This window comes from Altererythrobacter lutimaris (genome assembly GCF_013371495.1).
GTDB classification, from domain to species: Bacteria; Pseudomonadota; Alphaproteobacteria; order Sphingomonadales; family Sphingomonadaceae; genus Erythrobacter; species Erythrobacter lutimaris_A.
In genome coordinates this window covers 2,061,636-2,082,037 of the sequence record NZ_JABWTA010000001.1, presented here as the reverse complement: position 1 = coordinate 2,082,037, position 20,402 = coordinate 2,061,636, and the positions used below count along the sequence as shown (strand labels likewise).

Genomic DNA, 20,402 nt, shown 5'->3' with positions numbered 1-20,402 from the left:
TTCCTTGAAGCTCACGCCATCATGAATGGCTGAAAATGTCGTGGTCTGCCCATCCTGCAATGTCGAGCCGTGCGCGGGTAGGCAGGAAGTCAAAGCAGGCCTGCGCGATCTCCATACGCCCTTCGCGCTCCAGGCGTTTGATCAGCTCTTCGCGCATACGGTGGAGATAGCGAACATCGCTTGCTGCATATTCGCGCTGCGCATCGTTCAATTCCGGTCCGCCCCAGTCAGACGATTGCTGCTGCTTGGAGAGGTTCTCACCCAGCAATTCCTCGACAAGATTCTTCAGACCGTGACGATCTGTATAGGTGCGCACCAGCTTGCTCGCGATCTTCGTGCAGAACACCGGCGCCGCCATCACGCCAAGATAGTACTCGATTGCCGCGAGATCGAACCTGCCAAAATGATAGAGCTTGATCCTGTTTGGGTCTGCCAGAATGGCTTTCAGATTGGGCGCGGCATAGTGGCTCTCCGGGCCAAAGCGCACCAGATGCTCATCGCCTGTGCCATCGCTTATCTGGACCACGCAAAGCCGGTCGCGATGCGTGATGAGGCCCATGGTTTCTGTATCCACAGCGAGCGGCGCGTCGCCTTCAAGGACGCCCGCTGGCAGGTCTTCTTCATGAAAATGTACGGTCATTGTCTCAGTCCATTAGGCCGATTGGGGAAAGAGGGAAAGGGGTGGTGGAGGTTGCGGCGGCAGAGGCCTATTCTTGAGCCATGTCCGCTGAGAGTATCCCTGAAAGCTGGAAGGACGCGCTGGAGCCTGTGTTGGCAACGCCGGAAGCGCGAAAGCTGGGCGGATGGCTGCGCGCAGAAGAGGAGGCCGGAAAGGTCATTTACCCTCCACGCGGCCAACGCCTTGCCGCGCTCGCGATGACGCCGCTCAACCAGGTGCGCGTCGTGATCCTCGGGCAAGACCCGTATCACGGAGCGGGGCAAGCGCACGGGCTGTGCTTTTCCGTTGCGCACGGGGTCAAAACGCCGCCATCGCTGGTCAACATCTACAAGGAGCTGGAGAGTGATTGCGGTATTCCGCGCCGCGATCACGGCGATTTGTCGGGCTGGGCCGAACAGGGCGTGCTCCTTCTGAACAACACGCTGACAGTCGAAGCCGGGCAAGCAGGCAGCCATGCCGGACGCGGCTGGGACGCGATCACCGATGCAGTCGTGCAAGCGGTTGTCGATCGCGGTGATCCAACGGTTTTCATCCTGTGGGGCAGCCATGCGCGCAAGAAAGCGAGCCGGGTGAAGGGTCTTGGCGCTGGCGAACATCATCTTGTGCTGACGAGCGCGCATCCCAGCCCTCTTTCCGCGCATAGTGGCTTTTTTGGGACGCGCCCTTTCAGCCAGGCGAATGCGTTTTTGGAACGGCATGGTCGCGGCGTGGTTGACTGGTCGGCCTGAACGGATGATGCGCCCGGGCGATACGCTCACTGCGCTTTTCGAAAAAGCTGCCACCCCGTCAACTGCCTGAAAAACAGAGCGTAATCTTCCAATGGCGCGCAAAAAGTGTGACTTTGCGCGATCGGGGTTCAACGGCGTATACGGTTGCCTGAATGAAGTGGCATATCTCATTTGCCATGGCTTGCCTTACGAGGCTTGCGGTAGGAAAGTCGCTGGCAAGTATGGACAAAACATGACGGAAGCCGAAGCCCGAACTGCTTTGCTCGCGCGCCGCGAGGCGCTTGAAGCGGAAGCAAGCTCTAATGCGGATTCGCGCGATACGGTCGAGCTGCAACAGGATAGTGTCGGGCGCCTCAGCCGGATGGATGCTATGCAGCAGCAAGCAATGGCTCAAGCACAGGAGCGGCGCCGGACCGCCGAGAAAGCGCGGATTGCAGCTGCGCTTAAGCGGCTCGATGAGGACGAGTGGGGCTGGTGCGTGACCTGCGGCGAGGAAATTGCGGAGAAACGCCTGCGGCACGATCCGAGCGTTGCGACTTGCGTCGGCTGTACAGGCTAACGAGCAAGACCTTTTCCTCTATATTTCGACAGCCCGCCTTATGCTCGCGGCCAGATTTGTACGGAAACGACACATGATTCGACCTTGTGGATAAGGTTTGGTAAATCTCTTGCTGTAGTGATTCGTTTGGAGGGGTCCAGAAACGCGACTCGCTGCACTTGGGTACAACATATCCACGGGGACTAGGGTATGAATCATTCGAGCGGTTTAGCACTCGACTGTGTCGGCGAGCGGCTTGCTATGGCCAGGCGCGACGCGGGTCTGAGCGTCGCCGATGTGGCTGAACGCACGAAGGTTTCCTGCCATTATCTGAAAGCTCTCGAAAGCGAAGCTTTTCATCGCTTGCCAAGCCGTGTGCACACTTTCGGTTTTGCGCGTGCATTCGCAAAAGCTGTCGCGCTTGACGATGGTGAAATCTCAGAAGCGCTCCGCGTCAAGCTTGATCAGAATGCGCCTGAAAACGATGCTGTCCCAGCAGAAGCCGCGCCGCAGCGCCCGCGCGGCCGCTTTGCAAACATGCTTCGCACAATGAGCCTGTTCTAACAGCTAGCCGCGCATCGCGAGTGCCACGTTCTTCAGCGCGGCAGCTCGCTCATACCCATCAAAGCTTCATCCACGCTGCGCGCGCATTGCCGGCCTTCGCGGATTGCCCAGACGACGAGGCTTTGCCCGCGACGCATGTCGCCACAAGCGAACACTTTGTCGACGCTGGTCGCATAGGTTTCTGTGTCCGCTGACACATTGCCGCGCTCCGTCAACTCAACTTCGGCTTGTGAGAGCAGGCCGGCCTTAATCGGACCGACAAAGCCCATGGCGAGCAGGATCAGATCGGCTTCGATGGTGAATTCACTGCCTTCGACTTCCTGCATCTGGCCATCTTTCCATTCGACCCGCACGCATTCCAAGCCGGTGACTTTCTCGCCATCGCCGACAACGCGCTTGGTGAGGACCGCCCAGTCGCGCTCGACGCCTTCCTCGTGACTGGAGGATGTGCGCAGTTTCAATGGCCAGTCCGGCCACGTTAGCGCTTTGTCTTCCTTTTCTGGCGGCTTCGGCATGATCTCAAGCTGAGTAACGCTCTTTGCGCCTTGGCGGTTGGAGGTGCCGACACAGTCAGAGCCGGTGTCGCCGCCTCCGATCACAACAACATTCTTGCCGGTTGCGGTCAGCGAGCCACGCGGTGCTGCGCGCAATTCATCATCGCCCGCATTGCGCTTGTTCTGTTGAGTGAGAAATTCCATCGCGAGCCGCACACCAGGCATTTCCGCCCCCGGGATGGTGAGCTGGCGCGCGTCCTCCGCCCCGCCGGCAAGGACAATCGCATCGAAATTCTCATCGAGCGATTTCATGGAGACATCAACGCCGACTTCCTTCGACGTCTTGAAGGTCACGCCTTCCGCTTCCATCTGCTGCGCGCGGCGATTGATGAGATGCTTTTCCATCTTGAAATCAGGAATACCGTAGCGCAGCAATCCGCCGATCCGGTCGCTCTTTTCAAATACGGTGACAGCGTGACCTGCACGCGCGAGCTGCTGTGCGCATGCCATGCCTGCCGGGCCAGAGCCGACCACGGCGACCGATTTGCCGGTTCGCTTTTCCGGCACTTGCGGCGTAACCCAGCCTTCTTTCCAGCCGCGATCGACAATCGCGCATTCGATCGATTTGATCGTCACGGGCTGGTCGATGATGTTGAGCGTACAACTGGCTTCGCAAGGCGCTGGGCAAATGCGGCCGGTAAATTCAGGGAAGTTGTTGGTCGAATGCAGCACGTCGAGCGCATTCTTCCAATCGCCTTCATAGACCAGATGGTTCCAGTCCGGGATGATATTGTTCACCGGACAGCCATTGTGACAGTACGGAATACCGCAATCCATGCAGCGGCTCGCCTGGCTTTTCAGCGTTTCATCGTCCGGCTGGACGATGAATTCGCGATAATTGTTCAGCCGCTCCTTGGGATCGAGATAGTCGCGTTCCCGTCGGTCGAGTTCGAGGAAGCCTGTGTCCTTGCCCATGATCGTTTGCTCTTGTGTCCCTTATTCCGCTGCTACGGCTTCTGCTTCAAGGCGCTCAGCCTCGAGTTGTTCCAGCGCGCGTTTGTAATCGCGCGGCATGACCTTCACGAATTTGCTCAAGGCTTCTTCCCAATTGTCGAGCAGTTCGCTGGCCCGGGCAGAGCCGGTGTGCAGCTTGTGACGTTCGACGAGGATCCGGAGCCGCTCGGCATCGTGACGCAGCATGTCACCCATGCCGAAATCGTTGACCGAGGTGCCGCGCTGGCTCGGACGCCCGGTCCCTTCGTCAGCATCCGGTTCTGTAGAGATCGGTACAAGATCAACCTGCTCGTGATTGACGAGCCGACTGAACTTGCCTTCCGGATCATAAACGTATGCAAGACCGCCGCTCATGCCGGCAGCAAAGTTGCGGCCGGTTTCGCCGAGCACAACCACAACGCCGCCTGTCATGTACTCGCAGCCATGATCGCCAGTGCCTTCTACCACTGCGATGGCACCGGAATTGCGGACTGCAAAACGTTCGCCTGCCACGCCTGAGAAATAGGCCTCGCCTGCAATCGCGCCGTAAAGCACAGTGTTGCCGACGATGATGTTGTTGAGCGGATCGCGCGAGACGTCTTCCGGCTGACGCACGATGATCCGGCCACCTGACAGGCCCTTGCCGACATAGTCATTCGCATCGCCGGTAAGGTCGAGTGTCACACCATGGGCGAGCCATGCGCCGAAGCTTTGGCCCGCAACGCCTGTGAGGTTAATGCGGATCGTGTCAGCGGGGAGACCAGCATGACCATGCGCTTCTGCAATACGCCCCGACAGCATCGTTCCGACAGTGCGGTTCACATTGCGGATTTCTCGGTCGAGCTGGACCGGCTTGCCTTCAGCAATCGCGTCCTTGCAAGCCGCAATCAGCTCATTATCGAGCGCGCCGCCAAGGCCGTGGTCTTGCGCTTCTGTACGGTAGCGGGCAGCGCCCTCGGGGATTTCCACGGTATGCAGCAAGCGCGACAGGTCCACACCATCCGCTTTCCAGTGGCGGTGCACGCGGCGCATGTCGATCCGGTCAGTCCGGCCAATCATTTCGTCCATTGTGCGGAAGCCCATCTCCGCCATGATCTGGCGGAGCTCTTCAGCGACGAAGAAGAAGTAATTGATGACATGCTCTGGCTGACCGGTGAAACGCGCGCGAAGGACCGGGTCCTGCGTTGCGACGCCAACCGGGCAAGTATTCAAGTGACACTTGCGCATCATTATGCAGCCAGCTGCAATCAGTGGAGCGGTCGAGAAACCGAACTCGTCCGCGCCGAGCAGCGCGCCAACCGCCACATCGCGGCCTGTGCGAAGCCCGCCATCGACCTGAACGGCAATCCTGCTGCGCAGATCGTTGAGCAGCAGCGTTTGCTGAGTCTCAGCCAAGCCGATTTCCCATGGAGAACCAGCATGGGTGAGGCTGGTCAGCGGTGATGCGCCCGTTCCGCCTTCATAGCCGGAGATAGTGACATGGTCTGCGCGCGCCTTGGATACACCAGCCGCAACCGTACCGACCCCGACTTCGGACACCAGCTTTACGGAAATCCGACTTTCCGGCTGCACGTTCTTCAAGTCATGGATCAACTGCGCCAAGTCCTCGATCGAATAGATATCATGGTGTGGTGGAGGCGAGATTAGACCAACACCCGGCGTCGAATGACGCACTGCGCCAATCCGCTTGTCGACCTTGTGGCCTGGCAACTGACCGCCTTCGCCTGGCTTTGCGCCTTGCGCCATCTTGATCTGGATATCGTCGGAGTTCGCAAGATATTCCGCCGTCACACCGAAGCGGCCACTTGCGACCTGCTTGATCCGGCTGCGCATGGAATCGCCGTTTTCCATCGGCTTGAAGCGGAACGGTTCTTCGCCGCCTTCGCCTGTGTTGGAGCGGCCGCCAATGCGGTTCATGGCGATAGCCATGGTCGAATGCGCTTCGTGGCTGATCGAGCCTAAGCTCATCGCGCCCGTGCTGAAACGCTTTACGATTTCCGCGGCCGGTTCAACTTCCTCAAGCGGAACGGGTTCATCCGCTGTCTTGAATTCCATCAGTCCGCGGATAGTGAGCAGACGCTCGGACTGTTCGTTCACCGACTTCGCAAATGCGTCATAGTCCGCATGCTTGTCGCCGCGCACAGCGTGCTGCAATTGTGCGACATTTTCCGGCGTCCAAGCATGTTCTTCACCGCGAAGGCGGTACTGATAGATGCCGCCAACATCGAGCATATTCTTGTAGAGTGGGTTATCGCCATAGGCCTGCGCGTGACGGCGCACAGCCTCTTCTGCGACCTGCTCCAGACCAATGCCTTCGATGGTCGTCGCAGTGCCAGTGAAATACTTCTCGATAAAGTCCGTCTTCAGTCCCACCGCGTCGAAAATCTGCGCGCCGCAATAGGATTGATAGGTCGAGATGCCCATTTTGGACATGACCTTTCGGATGCCTTTGCCAACCGCTTTGATGTAATTCTGCTGGACTTGCTCTGCGGTCAGTTCAGGATGCTTCTTGGCGCGCACATCCTCCAGCGTCTCAAAGGCGACATAGGGATTGATCGCTTCCGCCCCGTAGCCTGCAAGCACGCAATAGTGATGCACTTCGCGCGCTTCACCGGTCTCTACAACCAGGCCGGTCTGCATGCGCAGCCCTTGGCGGACCAAGTGGTGATGCACCGCTGCAGTCGCCAGCAACGCAGGAATCGCGATACGGTCTGGCCCCTGCGCGCGATCCGACAGGATCAGGATGTTGGCATCGCCAAGCACGGCTTCTGTCGCCGCCCAGCACATCTCTTTGAGCGCAAGTTCAATCCCTTCAACGCCGCTTTCCGCATCCCAGGTGATGTCGATGGTTTCAGTATGGAAGGCGCCATCCAAAGCGGTCTGCACGGAGCGGATCTTCGCGACATCATCATTGGTGAGGATAGGCTGGATCACTTCAAGACGCTTGTGCGTGCCTGCATCGCGTCCAAGCAGGTTGGGGCGCGGACCGATCATGGAAAGCAAGCTCATCACCAGCTCTTCGCGGATCGGGTCAATCGGCGGGTTTGTTACCTGGGCAAAGTTCTGCTTGAAATAGTCATACAGCAGACGCGAGCGATTGGAGAGCACAGCAATCGGCGTGTCCGTTCCCATGGACCCGATCGGATCATCGCCCTTCACCGCCATCGGCTCCAGGAACTTTACGATGTCCTCCTGCGTGTAACCAAAGGCTTGCTGTGCTTGCAGCAGAGTTGGCGTTTCCTGATTCTCGTCTTGCGGAAGCTCAGCAAATTCAGGATCAATCTCTTCGATGTCGTCGAGCTTGAACTGCGCTTGCTCCAGCCACTTGGCGTAAGGTTGCGCTTCAGCGAGGTCTTTCTTCAGTTCCTCATCTTCAATGATGCGGCCCTGTTCGAAATCGATCAGCAGCATCTTGCCGGGCTGCAGACGCCATTTGCGCACGATGTCTTCTTCGGGGAAAGGCAGCACGCCGCTTTCCGAAGCCAAGCACACGATATCGTCTTTGGTCACCACGAAGCGCGCAGGGCGTAGACCATTGCGGTCGAGCGTCGCGCCGATCTGGCGGCCGTCAGTGAACGCTACCGCTGCCGGGCCATCCCATGGCTCCATAAGCGCTGCATGATATTCGTAGAACGCACGGCGGGCGGGATCCATCAGCTCGTTCTTCGACCACGCTTCAGGGATCAGCATCATCATCGCGTGAGCGAGGCTGTATCCGCCTGCGAGCAACAGCTCGAGCGCATTATCCAAGCATGCGGTATCGGATTGGCCATGCGGGATAAGCGGCCACATCTTATCGAGATCGGGACCAAGCAGGTCCGATTCCATTGTGCGGCGACGCGCATTCATCCAGTTTACATTGCCACGAACTGTGTTGATCTCGCCATTATGCGCGATCAGGCGATAAGGGTGGGCAAGCCGCCAGCTTGGGAAAGTGTTGGTAGAGAAGCGTTGGTGCACGAGGCCGAGTGCGGAGACGCAGCGTTCATCGCGCAGGTCATCGTAGAAACTACCTACCTGGTTTGCCAGAAGCAGGCCCTTGTAGACGATCGTTCGGCACGAGAAGCTCGGCATATAAGTCTGAGTGAGACCCGGCAGATTGTGTTTCTCAGCAAGCTTTTTCAAAGGATTGAGCGTTTGCTTGCGAATGACGACGAGCTTGCGCTCAAATGCGTCTTCATCAGCGCAGTTTTCTCCGCGCGCGATAATGGCTTGCTGCATGACCGGCATCGATTCGATGACAGCCTTGCCGAGCCCATCCAGTGTTACGGGTACCTCGCGCCAGCCGATCAGGCGCTGCCCTTCCTTCGCGACGAATTTCTCCAGCTGCTCTGTTACAAAAGCGCGTGCTGCTTCGTCCTGTGGCATAAAGCACATTGCGACCGCATAATCACCGGGTTGAGGCAGGTCGTAGCCCTTCTCTGTCGCCCAGTCGCGGATCAGCGGATCAGGAATTTGCAGAAGGATTCCAGCACCATCGCCCAGCAGAGGGTCAGCGCCAACCGCGCCGCGGTGATCGATATTTTCCAGAATCTCCAGCGCCTGTGTGACAATCGTGTGGCTTTTCGCGCCTTTGATATGCGCGACAAAACCGACGCCACAGGCGTCATGTTCATTGCGAGGGTCATACAAGCCCGTGGGCGCTGGGTATCCCATATATCCAATCCATCCTGTCAGGTGCCGACCGTTTGCGACCACCGCTGAGCGGCTCGGCCGGCATGTGTGCGCGTGCTCTGTTATGCGTTCGCAAACGCAGCAAATTGCATCGCGGACCGCTCTCATGGCGACACAAACGCAATTTTGCAATGCCTGAGCGCGAAGCAATCTTTCACACGGGGAAGGCATAGCTATGCACTATGCACTCCGCCTGTTGTTATGCGTCTGAAGCCGAGTGGTTCCAGCAGCAAACTGCGAATCATCGCGTGATGAGCACCAAATCGCGTCTCGATAGGCATATAGGATCAGTTTCCGCTTACGTAAACGCCAGCATGCCGTAGCGGCGCCATCTCGCGCATTGCCTTGCCTGACGCCATAGGCCATGAAGCTTCGCAACTGCAGCAATGATGCGGCATCGCAAGTTTGAGAGGAGACAAACCCATGACCCCCCAAGAGATCGCAGCGAAAACCGGCGAAGTTATCGGCACCAGCGAATGGGTCGAAATGACTCAGGACAAGGTCAACATGTTCGCTGATGCGACCGGCGATCACCAGTTCATCCATATTGACGAAGAAAAAGCCAAGATGACACCGTTCGGCGGAACCATCGTCCACGGCTTTATGACGCTGTCTATGATCCCTTACCTGTCTGCCAACAGCGACATGCCGCGCCTCGAGGGCATCAAGATGGCGGTCAACTATGGCGGCAACAAAACGCGGTTCATTTCGCCTGTGCGAGTTGGCAAGCGTATTCGCGGTCATTGGAAGCTTACCGAAATGGTCGAGAAGCGCCCCGGCCAGTGGCAGCAGACTTGCGAAATCACCATCGAAATCGAAGGCGAGGACAAGCCGGCTCTGATCTGCGAGTGGATCACGCAGTTCTTCGTCTAAGTTCTGTCGCAAATCACATTTACACTGCTCCGCTCGGCGGGGCTGGATCGTATTACCCTTGAAAGGACACCAACATGTCACGTGACGCAGTCATCGTCTCCACCGCTCGCACGCCCATTGGGCGCGCTTACAAAGGCGGTTTCAACGCAACTCCTGGCGCAACGCTGGGTGCGCTCTCTTTCGCACCCGCTGTCGAGCGTGCTGGTATTGACGCAGCCGAAATCGACGATGTCGTCTGGGGCGCAGTCCTCACACAAGGCACGCAAGCGGGCAATATTGGCCGCCAGGTCGCTCTGCGCGGCGGAGCTCCGGTAAGCGTGGCTGCACAGACAATTGACCGTCAGTGCTCATCCGGCCTGATGGCGATTGCGACGGCAGCCAAGCAGGTCATCGTCGACAATATGGATATCGTTGTTGGCGGCGGTCAGGACTCGATCTCGATGGTCCAGACGCCTGAAATGCGCGTCGCGCCCGATCCTTCGCTGATCGCGATGCACAAAGACGTTTACATGCCGATGCTCGGCACGGCAGAGACGGTTGCTGCACGCTACAATATCAGCCGCGAAGCGCAGGACGAGTATGCACTTCAGTCGCAGCAGCGCACTGCCGCTGCTCAGGAAGCTGGCAAGTTCGACGACGAGATCGTGCCGGTGACCACCACTATGATGGTGAAGGACAAGGAAAGCGGCGAGATCAGCCAGGTCGAGACGACGATCACCAAGGATGAAGGCAACCGTCCGTCGACGACGCTCGAAGGATTGCAGAGTCTCAACCCCGTGATGGGCCCGGACAAAGTCATCACTGCCGGTAACGCGTCGCAGTTGTCGGACGGTTCTTCGGCCTCCGTTGTCATGGAAGCCAAGCTCGCTGAGCAAAAGGGTCTGCAGCCGCTGGGCCGTTATGTCGGCATGGCCGTCGCTGGGACAGAGCCCGACGAAATGGGCATCGGCCCGGTCTTCGCTATTCCCAAATTACTGAAGCAGACCGGTCTGAAGATGGACGATATTGGCCTGTGGGAACTGAATGAAGCGTTTGCTGTGCAGGTCCTCTACTGTCGCGACAAGCTCGGCATCGATAACGACATCCTCAACGTCAATGGCGGTTCGATCTCAATCGGCCACCCTTATGGCATGACGGGCGCGCGCTGCACCGGCCATGCGCTGATCGAAGGCAAGCGTCGCGGCGCGAAATACGTTGTTGTCACCATGTGTGTCGGTGGCGGCATGGGCGCAGCAGGCCTGTTCGAGGTGTTTTGATTGAGTCTTTTGCGCTCGCGGTAGGCGCGCAGGGCGCGCCACCTCCGCGGGGGCGGCCTAACGGCCGACGCGCAGTCGCGCTTTGACTGCCGTTATCAAGAATTCAAAGGCGGTGCGGGAGGATTCTTGCGCCGCCTTTTTCTTTGCGAGCGTTTGTGGCTACACTCTCAGCCATGGGGATCATGGAAATCATCGGGATCGCAGGAAGTGTCAGCTTGTTGAGCGGCTGGCGGCTCTATTTGTGCATCTTTGCAACCGGTGTCGCGATGCGGGCGGACGTCCTGCCTTTGCCCGAACATCTGGAGAGCCTTGCTGTCCTCGGCAATCCCTGGGTCATCGGCATTGCAGCGATAGGAGCATTGGCGGAGTTCTTCGCAGACAAAGTCATGTGGCTCGACAGCGCGTGGGACACGGTGCACACACTGGTGCGGCCGGTTGGCGGCGCATTGCTAGCCCTCGCCATTGTCGATCCATCCGATCCGGCGATGCAGGTTATCGCGTTCCTGCTAGGCGGCGGGGCGAGCTTCCTTGCACATGGCGGCAAAGCGAGCGCGCGTGCAGTCGTGAACACCTCGCCAGAGCCGGTCAGCAATGTCGCAATGTCTAGCGTGGAGGATGTCGCGACGATTGGCTTGCTTTACTTAGCGTACGAATATCCGGTCGTAGCGGGCGGGATTGCGCTGGTTCTGCTGGTGCTGGTGGTTTTGCTGCTCATGTGGGCGCGGCGTGTGATCAAGCGATTGTTCTTCCGAACGCCTAAAGCAGAGCCTTAGCCGGATTTTTGCGGCGAAAAGCATTTCCAACAAAGTTGACGAAGTTGACACCTGTCAACTTTGTCAAATCGGCCTCAAACCCCCAGTATTCTGCCGTTTTTGGTCCTTCCAACAAAGTTGACACTTTTCCTATTTTTGCAAAACTCGCGAGGCAGTTCTAGGAGCGGTTTTCGGCTAGCGCGAGAGGGAGATCGACAGTTTCAAAGAGCTGCGCCGGGTTAGCGCGCAGTGCCAATGTAGGAAATGTTGGTGGATGCGGAGCGGTTGTAACTGTCGTCATGCTGAACTCGTTTCAGTATAACCCTGGCCGTTGAAGCTGTTATCCTGAAACAAGTTCAGGATGACGGATTATGGGGTGGAAAGCGGACATGGCTGTAATTCAGCCTTTCGATTTTGCATTTCAGAACGTCACGGCGTTGATTTGTCCTTCTTGTTGGCGAAGATGCGAGCTCGATAGTAGGTTACTTTTGATGGAGAATTTGCATCAAATACGAAGTGCACTTCGACAGAAGGGCATAGCAAAGCTTGAGGGGCTAGTTGCACCTGAGCAGGCTCAAATTGCCCACAGCATGGTGCTGGAGCTGGCTGAAGAACACAGCCTCTACTCCGCTGAGGGGTGGGTCAAAGCGCCTGGCAAATTTGGCGTGCCGAAAACATTTCGCAAAGCGCTAAACAAGCTGAACAGATCGAACGAATTTCCCGAGTTGGTCGGTGATCGCCTCACGTCGATAATAGAAGAGCTGATTGGTGCGCGAGTGACGCCATTGCCGCCAGGACAACAACTTCTTTTCTCATTACCAAGCCATGAGGGTTGGTCGATCCCAAGCGATGTGTGGCACACCGACCTACCCAAGTTCGCAGAGCGAACTACACCTGGATTACAAGCATTTACTTTCCTCGACGATGTCGAACCGCAAGGCGGAGCGACGCTTGTGGTCGAGGGTTCACACCGATTGTTGAGCGAGCACTCTGTCTTGTCTTCCAAACAGGTGAAGGACCATCTCCGGCAAGAAGGGTTCTTCGCTAGGCTCTTTCACTCTGAGACCCCTGCGATGACTGACCTAGCGGAGACGGCGGGACGAGTGGGAGAAGTCGAACTGAAAGTAATTGAACTGACAGGTTGTGTCGGCGACGTATACCTCATGGATTTGCGCTTACTGCACACCCCGGCACCGAATTCGTCAAATAAAGCACGGATGATGCCAACATGCAGATTTCCGCGAGCGGAAGTCGCCGAGCGAATTGACGGCTAGGCTGGATAGTCAGCGCTATAGATTACTGAAGAATTCGGATTGCGGAGATGCAGCACGCTTTCTCTGAGGTCAAATACGTAATGATGGCTGCTTTCAGCTCTTCGGTAACCGCTTCGCTAAGTCTGCAACTGGGTCGTCAGTCGAACGTCCGTTTCTGGGTGGAAAGCGGACGGTCGGCCAATTGAGCCTTCAGGATTGCAAGCCTCGGCTTTTGACAACTCTTTGCACTATGGCCACTCGCTTTTCTAGCTTCGCGAGAAACGGTTTACCGTGCTTCTCCATGCGATCAGGCGGGTAGTTACGTATAGCGTATCGATAGCGCTCCACTTCATCCCGCAAGGCAGCCAGAAGCCTCTCAAGATCACGGTCTGATAGTTCCTCACGTTGGTCGTAGGCTTTGTCGATATACATGCCGCTTGATCGCCAAAAGGCGACTTCGCGTCAATGTCCGCAAATGAGTCGCTAGCTGACCTTTCAACTTGGACGCACTCAACCGTGCTTCGCCATCCATTCTTCGACGACCGGTGCGACTTTGCTCCGCCATTTGCTGCCGTTGAAGATGCCGTAATGGCCTGCGCCTTCCGCCATGTAATAGCGTTTTTGCGAAGCCTTCAGCTTAGGGCACAGATCAAGCGCGGCCTTGGTCTGGCCGAGGCCTGAAATATCGTCGCGCTCGCCTTCAATCGCAAGCAGCGCGGTATCGGTGATCTTCGTGATGTCGACCAGCTCGCCTTTGTGGCGGAATTCGCCATTAGGGATCGAGTGCGTCTGGAACACTTCTTCGACCGTTTGGAGATAGAACTCTGCTGTCATGTCGCAAACCGCGCGATATTCGTCGTAGAAATCCTTGGTCGCCTGTGCGCTTTCCTCATCGCCCGCATTGAGATGCTTGAACATCTCATAATGGCTCATCATGTGGCTGCCGAGATTCATGCTCATGAAACCTGAAAGCTGCAGGAATCCGGGATAGACTTTGCGGCCTGCGCCGCGATGGTTCATCGGCACGGTTGCGATGACGGATTGGCGGAACCATTCAATGGGACGCTCCATCGCGAGGTTATTGACCGTCGTCGGGCTCTCGCGCGTGTCGATAGGGCCGCCCATCATTGTGAGAGTTAGCGGCGTTGCCGGATCCTTGTGCAGGTTCATCAGCGCGGTTGCGGCAAAGGCTGGCACTGAAGGCTGGCACACCGCCATCATATGCGGACGACTGCCGGGGTCTTGCGCTTCGATATGTTGCAGGAACTCGATCAGGTAATCGATATAGTCATCGAGATCGAAATGCCCTTCATGGACCGGCACGGTCTTCGCATCGGCCCAGTCGGTAATGTAGACTTCCGCGCTTTGAAGCATGCGGCGGACCGTTCCGCGCAGCAGTGTCGCATAGTGGCCGCTCATTGGCGCAACGATCAGGAGTTTCGGACGTGCATGGGTGCGTTGCCCGTCGACCACGTCTACGCCATCGACTTTGAAACGCTTCAAATCGCCAAAGGGGCGGTTGAGCACAGTCGATTCGATGACAGGGAGCAATTGGCCGTCAACTTCGACTTCTGTAATGCCGAAAGCCGGCTTTTCGTAGTTGGCCGTTGCATGCGCGAAGACGTCGAGCGCGCTCGCTGCCATGGGTCCAATGCCGGTATAACCCCAGGGATTGGCCGGATTGCTTAGCACCTCTGCACTGATAGAGGCCCAGGCGCTCGCGGAGTTGAGCCAGCTGCGCTGGAGTTCATAGGCGTGGTAAAGCAATGCGAATTCCCCTGCTGTTTTTCCCGTTCTTGCGCCTCATTGCGGGCGATTTCTGATCTTACGTGGCCCTTTTATGCTTATGTTGCAATGCACAATAGCTGAATATGGGCCAAAACAGCACAAAGGTGATGCATATCTGTTGCTGATTTTGCAGGTGTAATTCGCTGGGCAAATCGCTAGGTCCGTTAAGCAATGGACGGGAAATCGGATAAAATGGTCGGGGCGCATGGGCAAAACGAGGCGGAAAGCAATCCGTCGCTCACTGGCGAGGAAGCTCTTAAAGGCGCGGCAGATGCCGTGAACCTGCTTACTGGCGATGATGAGCCGGACAGCGCCATTGACAGTGAAGAGGATGACGCTCCCAAGGCCAAGACGCTTGGTCCGCTGAAGATGATCTTTTCAGCAGCTGCGCAATATCCCACGCAGATCATGCTCGCTTTTGCCGCATTGCTGGTGACCGCCGGCGCAACGCTGGCGATTCCGTGGCGCTTTAAAGTGATCATCGATGATGCGTTTGGCGGCTCGGCCGACCCCGCACAGATTGCGGAGGCGTTTCAGTACCTGCTGATGATCGTGGTCGTACTGGGGATCAGTACTGCATTGCGGTTCTATTTCGTCAGCTGGATCGGCGAGCGTGTCGTGGCCGATATCCGCCGCCAGGTGCAGACCAATCTTCTGCGGCTCGCCCCCGGTTTCTACGAAGAGAACAGCCCCAAGGAAATCTCCAGCCGGATGACGTCGGACACGGCTATTATCGAGCAGGTTGTCGGCACAACGGTCTCTATTGCCTTGCGCAACACGCTGATGGCGATTGGCGGCACTATCATGCTGCTGGTGCTCGCGCCAACGCTGACGCTGGGTCTTTTGATCGGCATTCCGATTGTCATCTTGCCGATTGTATTCTTTGGGCGGCGTATCCGCTCGGTCTCGCGCTCAAGCCAGGACCGGGTGGCGGATGTCGGCGCGATGGTGACAGAAGTGCTTTCTGGCATGAAGATCGTGCAGAGCTTCAACCAGGAAAGCCGTGAGGCTGGCCGCTTTGGCGATGCAGTCGAAGCAACCTTCGAGACAGCTCGCAAGCGCATATTGCTGCGCGCTGCGATGACGTCGATTGTGATTTTCCTGATCTTCGGCGGGATCACGCTGGTTATGTGGCGCGGTGCGATTGCAGTCAGCGAAGGAACAATAACCGGCGGTACAATCGCTGCATTCGTGCTCACTGGCGGCTTGGTCGCCGGAGCATTTGGCGCTCTGACGGAAGTTTATGGCGATCTGTTGCGCGGTGCGGGGGCGGCAAGCCGTTTGGACGAGCTGTTAAGCGCAATGCCCACGATTGCAGCCCCGCCGCGGCCTGAGAAATTGCCTCACCCACCGCGCGGCAGCCTGTCATTTCGCAATGTGACGTTCCGCTATCCGACACGGCCCGAAGTGCCTGCGCTGAAGAACTTCTCGCTGGAGATTGAGCCGGGCGAAACCGTCGCAATCGTCGGGCCTTCAGGAGCAGGCAAGTCGACGATCTTCCAGCTGGCTGAGCGATTCTACGATCCGCAGGCAGGCACAATCCGTTTGGATGGGGTGCCGCTGACAAAAGCGGACCCCGCTGAAGTCCGCGCCCGCATGGCATTCGTGCCGCAAGACGGCTTGTTGTTCAGCGCCAATGCGCGCGACAACCTGCGCTACGGCAAATGGGATGCGAGCGAGGAGGAAATCTGGGACGCAGCGCGCGCTGCCAATGCAGAAACATTCCTGCGCGACCTGCCGGAAGGTCTCGACACCTATCTCGGCGAAAGCGGCACGCGGCTTTCAGGCGGCCAGCAGCAACGTATCGCGATTGCGCGCGCTCTCTTGCGCGACACGCCCATCCTGCTGCTCGATGAAGCAACCAGCGCGCTTGATGCGGAAAGCGAGCAGCTGGTCCAGCAAGCGCTTGATCGGCTGATGACAGAACGCACGACGCTGGTGATCGCGCACCGGCTTGCCACGGTGCGCAAAGCTGACCGGATTATCGTGCTGGAGGACGGCGCGATTGTAGAGCAAGGCACGCATGCGCAATTGAGCGAAGCTGGCGGGCTCTATGCGCGGCTTGCCTCTTTGCAGTTCGCATCCAGCGAGGCTGCCTGAAAAGGCTGAAAGCGCGACGTTCAGCGCCGGTTTATCGATGAACTGCAGGAATTTCCGACGAAGGGGTGCCGTTTTGCGTCGGCTCGCGCTAAGCAGCGCCTCATGCACAGCGTTTCAGCGCTGCAAGCCACTTAATCAACGGGACTTTCAACTGTGAAAAAACCTCTTCTTTCTGCCTGCACGAGCGCGCTTGCGTTGATGCTTGCAAGCCCCGCTATCGCAGCTGGGCCGGATCATGGTGATGGCCATGCACACAGCCACGATCACAGCGATGCAAGCTGGATTGAAAGCAAGGCCGGCGCATCGGAGACGGAAGCGGCAGGTGCGACTGCAGTGCCGACGATGGATTTCGGCACTTGGGGTGTGGGCCTCGACATGATCGATGGCTCAGTCGCGCCGGGCGACGATTTCAATGCCTACGTCAATGGCAAGTGGATTGCTGCTAACGAAATCCCGGCTGATCGCCAGCGCTTTGGCGCCTTTGATCTGTTGCGCGAGAAATCTGTAGTCGACGTTGAAACGCTGATCTCTGATCTTGTTGCTTCCGATCCTGCCCCAGGCACAGCTGCGCGCCGTATCGTCGACGCGTATAACGCCTATGTCGATATGGACGCGATTGACGCGACCGGCCTTGCGCCAGCCCGGCCATACTTGACTGAAATTTTTACGGCGCCCGATCTCGCACGTCTTGCAGAATTGTTTTCAGCACCGGGCTATCCTGCTTTGATTAGCGCTGGCGTCACGATTGATGCACGCAACCCGACCGAGCATGCCGTTTCCATCGGGTTCAGCGGCATGGGCCTGCCTGATCGCGATTATTATCTCGTCGACTCAGAAAACAATCTCAAAATTCGCGCGGCCTATCTCGACTATCTCACGACGCTCCTCACCGCAGCGGGATACGAGGAGCCGCGCAGTGCCGCTGAAGCGGTTTACGCCTTTGAACACAAGGTCGCTGAACTGGAATGGGCGCGTCAGATGATGCGCATCCCTGATCTGCGCTACAACGTGCTGAGCCCGGAAGAGCTGGTTGAACTTGCAGGCGATTTCCCGATTGAAAGCGTTCTCGCTTCAGGGAAGTTTGATACGCAAGAACGCTTCCTCGCACCACAATTGCCGCCAACGCCTGAGGAAATCGAGCAGCTTGGCCTTACGGAAAAGCAGCTCGGTATGATGGGCGGTGGCTTGCCTGCAATGATGGAACTGCTGACGGAAACTCCGCTTGCAACGATCAAGGCCTACATGGCGGCGCGTTTCCTTTCAGGCAATGCGGACGTCCTGACCAGCGAGCTCGATGCAGCGAATTTTGAGTTTGCCGGGAGGACTATTGCCGGGCGCGAAGAGCAGCGTGAACGATGGAAGCGCGGCATAGGCGAAGTGGAAACTCAACTCGGCGAGCAATTGGGCGCGCTGTATGTCGAGCGCTACTTCCCGCCGGCAAGCAAAGCGCAGATGGACGAGCTTGTCACCAATCTCCGCGTTGCGATGGCTGCATCGCTCGAAGAGAATGAGTGGATGACAGATGCCACTCTGGCGGAAGCCAAAGATAAGCTCGACGGGTTTGTCGCGATGATCGGCTATCCCGACGAGTTCGAGACCTATGAAGGCTTGGACATCACACCGGAAAACCCGCTCGCCAACCGCATGGCGACGATCGGTTGGGCGCTTGAAGATGCGCGCTCAAAGCTGGGCACCCCGGTTGATCCAAGCGAGTGGGGCATGTTGCCGCAAACGGTGAACGCGTACTATTCGCCGCTGACCAATCGCATTGTCTTCCCGGCTGCGATCCTTCAGCCGCCTTTCTTCAATGCAAGCGCGGACCCTGCGGTCAATTATGGCGGGATCGGTGCTGTGATCGGCCATGAAATCGGTCATGGCTATGACGATCAAGGCTCGCGCTTTGATGCCAAAGGTGCGCTGCGCAATTGGTGGCAGGATGAAGACCGCAAGGGGTTTGAAGCCTTCGCTTCGCGCATGGCGGAATTCATCGAAGCCTACTGCCCCGTCGACAGCGTAGAAGGGCCGGTCTGCTTGCGCGGCCCGCAATCCATGGGCGAAACCCTCGGCGACGTGGTCGGCCTGCAAATGGCCTACCGGGCTTATCGCTTGTCTCTGAATGGCGAAGAAGCACCGGTCATTGATGGTCTAACTGGCGACCAGCGCTTCCTGCTCGGCTTTGGGCAGATCTGGCGCGGCATGGAGCGTGAAGAGAGTCTGCGCAACCGTGTGATGACTGCAAACCATCCACCCGGGGAATTCCGCGTGAACAATGCGGTCCGTCATCTGGATGCATGGTATGAAGCGTTCAATGTGACAGAGGAGCACGAGCTTTACCTGCCGCCGGAAGAACGCATCCGGATCTGGTAATACTGAGGCTTGGATGAAAGCAGCGGGTCGCTCGAGAGAGCGGCCCGTTTCTTTTTTGGCCACAAACCCAGTCGCCCGCGCCCTCCGCCCTTCCACCCGGATGATATCCCGGTACGCTCCGGGTGGAAGGGCGGAGGGCGCGGGTGGCTAGGTCGTCCAAATTATGAATTGACTTACTCGCCTGCAAGCATGACAGGCTGCGCGCCATGGACCTGCTACAGCTCCTCATCATCGCCATTGTTCAAGGCATCACGGAATTCCTGCCGATTTCTTCGTCAGGGCACCTGATCCTGATCCCGAAACTGACCGAATTCCGCGATCAAGGTCCACTAATCGATGTGGCGGTGCATGTGGGATCGCTGCTTGCGATCATCATGTATTTCTGGCGCGACGCGCTGGGCCTCGTGCGTGGCGGACTCTCCAATGTTGGTCTCGCCGACGATCCGCATCAAAAGAGCCTGTTCTGGTGGATCGTTATCGGGACGATCCCTGCCGTTCTGCTCGGCGGCGCATTCTATGCGCTCGATGTGCTCGACAGTTTCCGATCAACCACACTGGTGGGCATTAATCTGATCGTATTCGGCATTTTTCTGGGCGTTGCAGACCACTTGGGCAAACAAGAGAAGACTTACGAGCAACTCACTTTGCGCGATGCTGTCCTCGTCGGTCTCGCACAGGCGATGGCGTTGATACCGGGCACCAGCCGGTCGGGTGTGACAATGACGATGGCGCGCTTCCTTGGATACCAGCGGGTCGAGGCTGCGCGATTCTCGTTCCTTTTGTCGATGCCAGCGGTTGCAGGTGCAGGTATTCTCATCGCGTTCGACCTGGCAGAGGCTTCCGCGCAGATGCAGGCCGATGCCTTGATCGCTGGCGGTCTGACCTTTGTTTCCGCGTTCCTTACCATGGCTTTCCTTATGAATTTCCTCAAGAAAGCCTCGATGATGGTCTTTGTGATCTATCGTGTTTTGCTGGGTGCAGGATTGCTGATCTTTATGTAAAGTAAACGCGCGATCAACTCTGTCGGAACCAAACCGCAGCGCGGCGTGTTACGAAATTAGGACACACAAGGACGATTATCGCATGGCACTTCTCGTGCTGACATTTTTGGGCGCATTGCTCGGTTGGATCGCGACAATCATCGCGCGGATCGAAGACCGTGGCGGTGTGCTGAAGCATGTCGGTATCGGCGCGGTCGTTGCTGTGATCTCCGGCATTCTTGCGAATAGCGGATCGTTTATCGGCGGGCTGAGCGCTCTTGCCTGCATCGCCGCTCTTGTCAGCGCCAGCGCTGTACTTGCAGGTGTCGTGTACCTGCGTCAGAGCCGTCTTTCAGACTAAAA

15 protein-coding genes are annotated in these 20,402 nt (G+C 57.6%); 11 read left to right on the top strand and 4 right to left on the bottom strand.

Going from position 1 to position 20,402, the window contains the following annotated elements; all coding sequences use genetic code 11:
- Positions 1-19 precede the first annotated feature (19 nt).
- Positions 20-640: a ribonuclease D gene (locus HUO12_RS10040; RefSeq protein WP_176273444.1), complete on the bottom strand. Its 621-nt coding sequence runs from the start codon at positions 638-640 to the stop codon at positions 20-22.
- Positions 641-720: 80 nt separating this feature from the next.
- Between HUO12_RS10040 and ung the strand changes: the two genes are divergently transcribed.
- From ung to HUO12_RS10025, 3 genes are all read left to right on the top strand, one after another.
- Positions 721-1,407, top strand: a complete 687-nt coding sequence (gene ung, locus HUO12_RS10035; RefSeq protein ID WP_176273442.1) for a uracil-DNA glycosylase — start codon at positions 721-723, stop codon at positions 1,405-1,407.
- A 232-nt stretch (positions 1,408-1,639) separates the two neighbouring features.
- Entirely contained in the window at positions 1,640-1,966 is a 327-nt protein-coding gene (locus HUO12_RS10030; protein WP_176273441.1) for a TraR/DksA family transcriptional regulator, read from the top strand.
- A gap of 189 nt (positions 1,967-2,155) precedes the next feature.
- Positions 2,156-2,509, top strand: a complete 354-nt coding sequence (locus HUO12_RS10025; protein WP_269748045.1) for a helix-turn-helix domain-containing protein — start codon at positions 2,156-2,158, stop codon at positions 2,507-2,509.
- Positions 2,510-2,541: 32 nt separating this feature from the next.
- On the opposite strand, the gene HUO12_RS10020 is transcribed toward HUO12_RS10025, so the two are convergent.
- Positions 2,542-3,978, bottom strand: a complete 1,437-nt coding sequence (locus tag HUO12_RS10020; RefSeq protein ID WP_176273437.1) for a glutamate synthase subunit beta — start codon at positions 3,976-3,978, stop codon at positions 2,542-2,544.
- 21 nt (positions 3,979-3,999) lie between these two features.
- Positions 4,000-8,652, bottom strand: coding sequence for a glutamate synthase large subunit (gltB, locus tag HUO12_RS10015; protein ID WP_176273435.1), 4,653 nt, complete (start codon positions 8,650-8,652; stop codon positions 4,000-4,002).
- 441 nt (positions 8,653-9,093) lie between these two features.
- Here gltB and HUO12_RS10010 point away from each other — a divergent pair, with 441 nt between their 5' ends.
- The 4 genes from HUO12_RS10010 to HUO12_RS09995 all read left to right on the top strand — a co-directional run bounded on the left by HUO12_RS10010 (position 9,094) and on the right by HUO12_RS09995 (position 12,825).
- Positions 9,094-9,543, top strand: a complete 450-nt coding sequence (locus HUO12_RS10010) for a MaoC family dehydratase (RefSeq protein ID WP_176273433.1) — start codon at positions 9,094-9,096, stop codon at positions 9,541-9,543.
- Between the two features lie 74 nt (positions 9,544-9,617).
- Positions 9,618-10,799, top strand: a complete 1,182-nt coding sequence (locus HUO12_RS10005) for an acetyl-CoA C-acyltransferase (protein ID WP_176273432.1) — start codon at positions 9,618-9,620, stop codon at positions 10,797-10,799.
- Between the two features lie 173 nt (positions 10,800-10,972).
- Positions 10,973-11,572 (top strand): DUF4126 domain-containing protein, encoded by a 600-nt coding sequence (locus HUO12_RS10000; protein ID WP_176274405.1) that lies wholly within the window; start codon positions 10,973-10,975, stop codon positions 11,570-11,572.
- A 368-nt stretch (positions 11,573-11,940) separates the two neighbouring features.
- On the top strand, positions 11,941-12,825 hold the full coding sequence (locus tag HUO12_RS09995; RefSeq protein ID WP_176273430.1) for a phytanoyl-CoA dioxygenase family protein: 885 nt from the start codon (positions 11,941-11,943) through the stop codon (positions 12,823-12,825).
- 489 nt (positions 12,826-13,314) lie between these two features.
- Here the strand turns inward: HUO12_RS09995 and HUO12_RS09990 are convergent, their stop codons facing one another.
- On the bottom strand, positions 13,315-14,571 hold the full coding sequence (locus HUO12_RS09990) for a polyhydroxyalkanoate depolymerase (protein ID WP_176273428.1): 1,257 nt from the start codon (positions 14,569-14,571) through the stop codon (positions 13,315-13,317).
- A gap of 390 nt (positions 14,572-14,961) precedes the next feature.
- Here HUO12_RS09990 and HUO12_RS09985 point away from each other — a divergent pair, with 390 nt between their 5' ends.
- The 4 genes from HUO12_RS09985 to HUO12_RS09970 all read left to right on the top strand — a co-directional run bounded on the left by HUO12_RS09985 (position 14,962) and on the right by HUO12_RS09970 (position 20,400).
- The gene (locus HUO12_RS09985) at positions 14,962-16,692 is read left to right on the top strand and encodes an ABC transporter transmembrane domain-containing protein (protein WP_176274404.1); all 1,731 of its coding nucleotides are present in this window, start codon (positions 14,962-14,964) and stop codon (positions 16,690-16,692) included.
- Between the two features lie 153 nt (positions 16,693-16,845).
- Complete coding sequence (locus tag HUO12_RS09980) at positions 16,846-19,059, top strand: M13 family metallopeptidase (RefSeq protein WP_332310398.1); 2,214 nt, start codon at positions 16,846-16,848, stop codon at positions 19,057-19,059.
- Between the two features lie 206 nt (positions 19,060-19,265).
- On the top strand, positions 19,266-20,060 hold the full coding sequence (locus HUO12_RS09975; RefSeq protein ID WP_176273426.1) for an undecaprenyl-diphosphate phosphatase: 795 nt from the start codon (positions 19,266-19,268) through the stop codon (positions 20,058-20,060).
- An 82-nt stretch (positions 20,061-20,142) separates the two neighbouring features.
- Positions 20,143-20,400: a hypothetical protein gene (locus tag HUO12_RS09970; RefSeq protein ID WP_176273424.1), complete on the top strand. Its 258-nt coding sequence runs from the start codon at positions 20,143-20,145 to the stop codon at positions 20,398-20,400.
- Positions 20,401-20,402 lie beyond the last annotated feature (2 nt).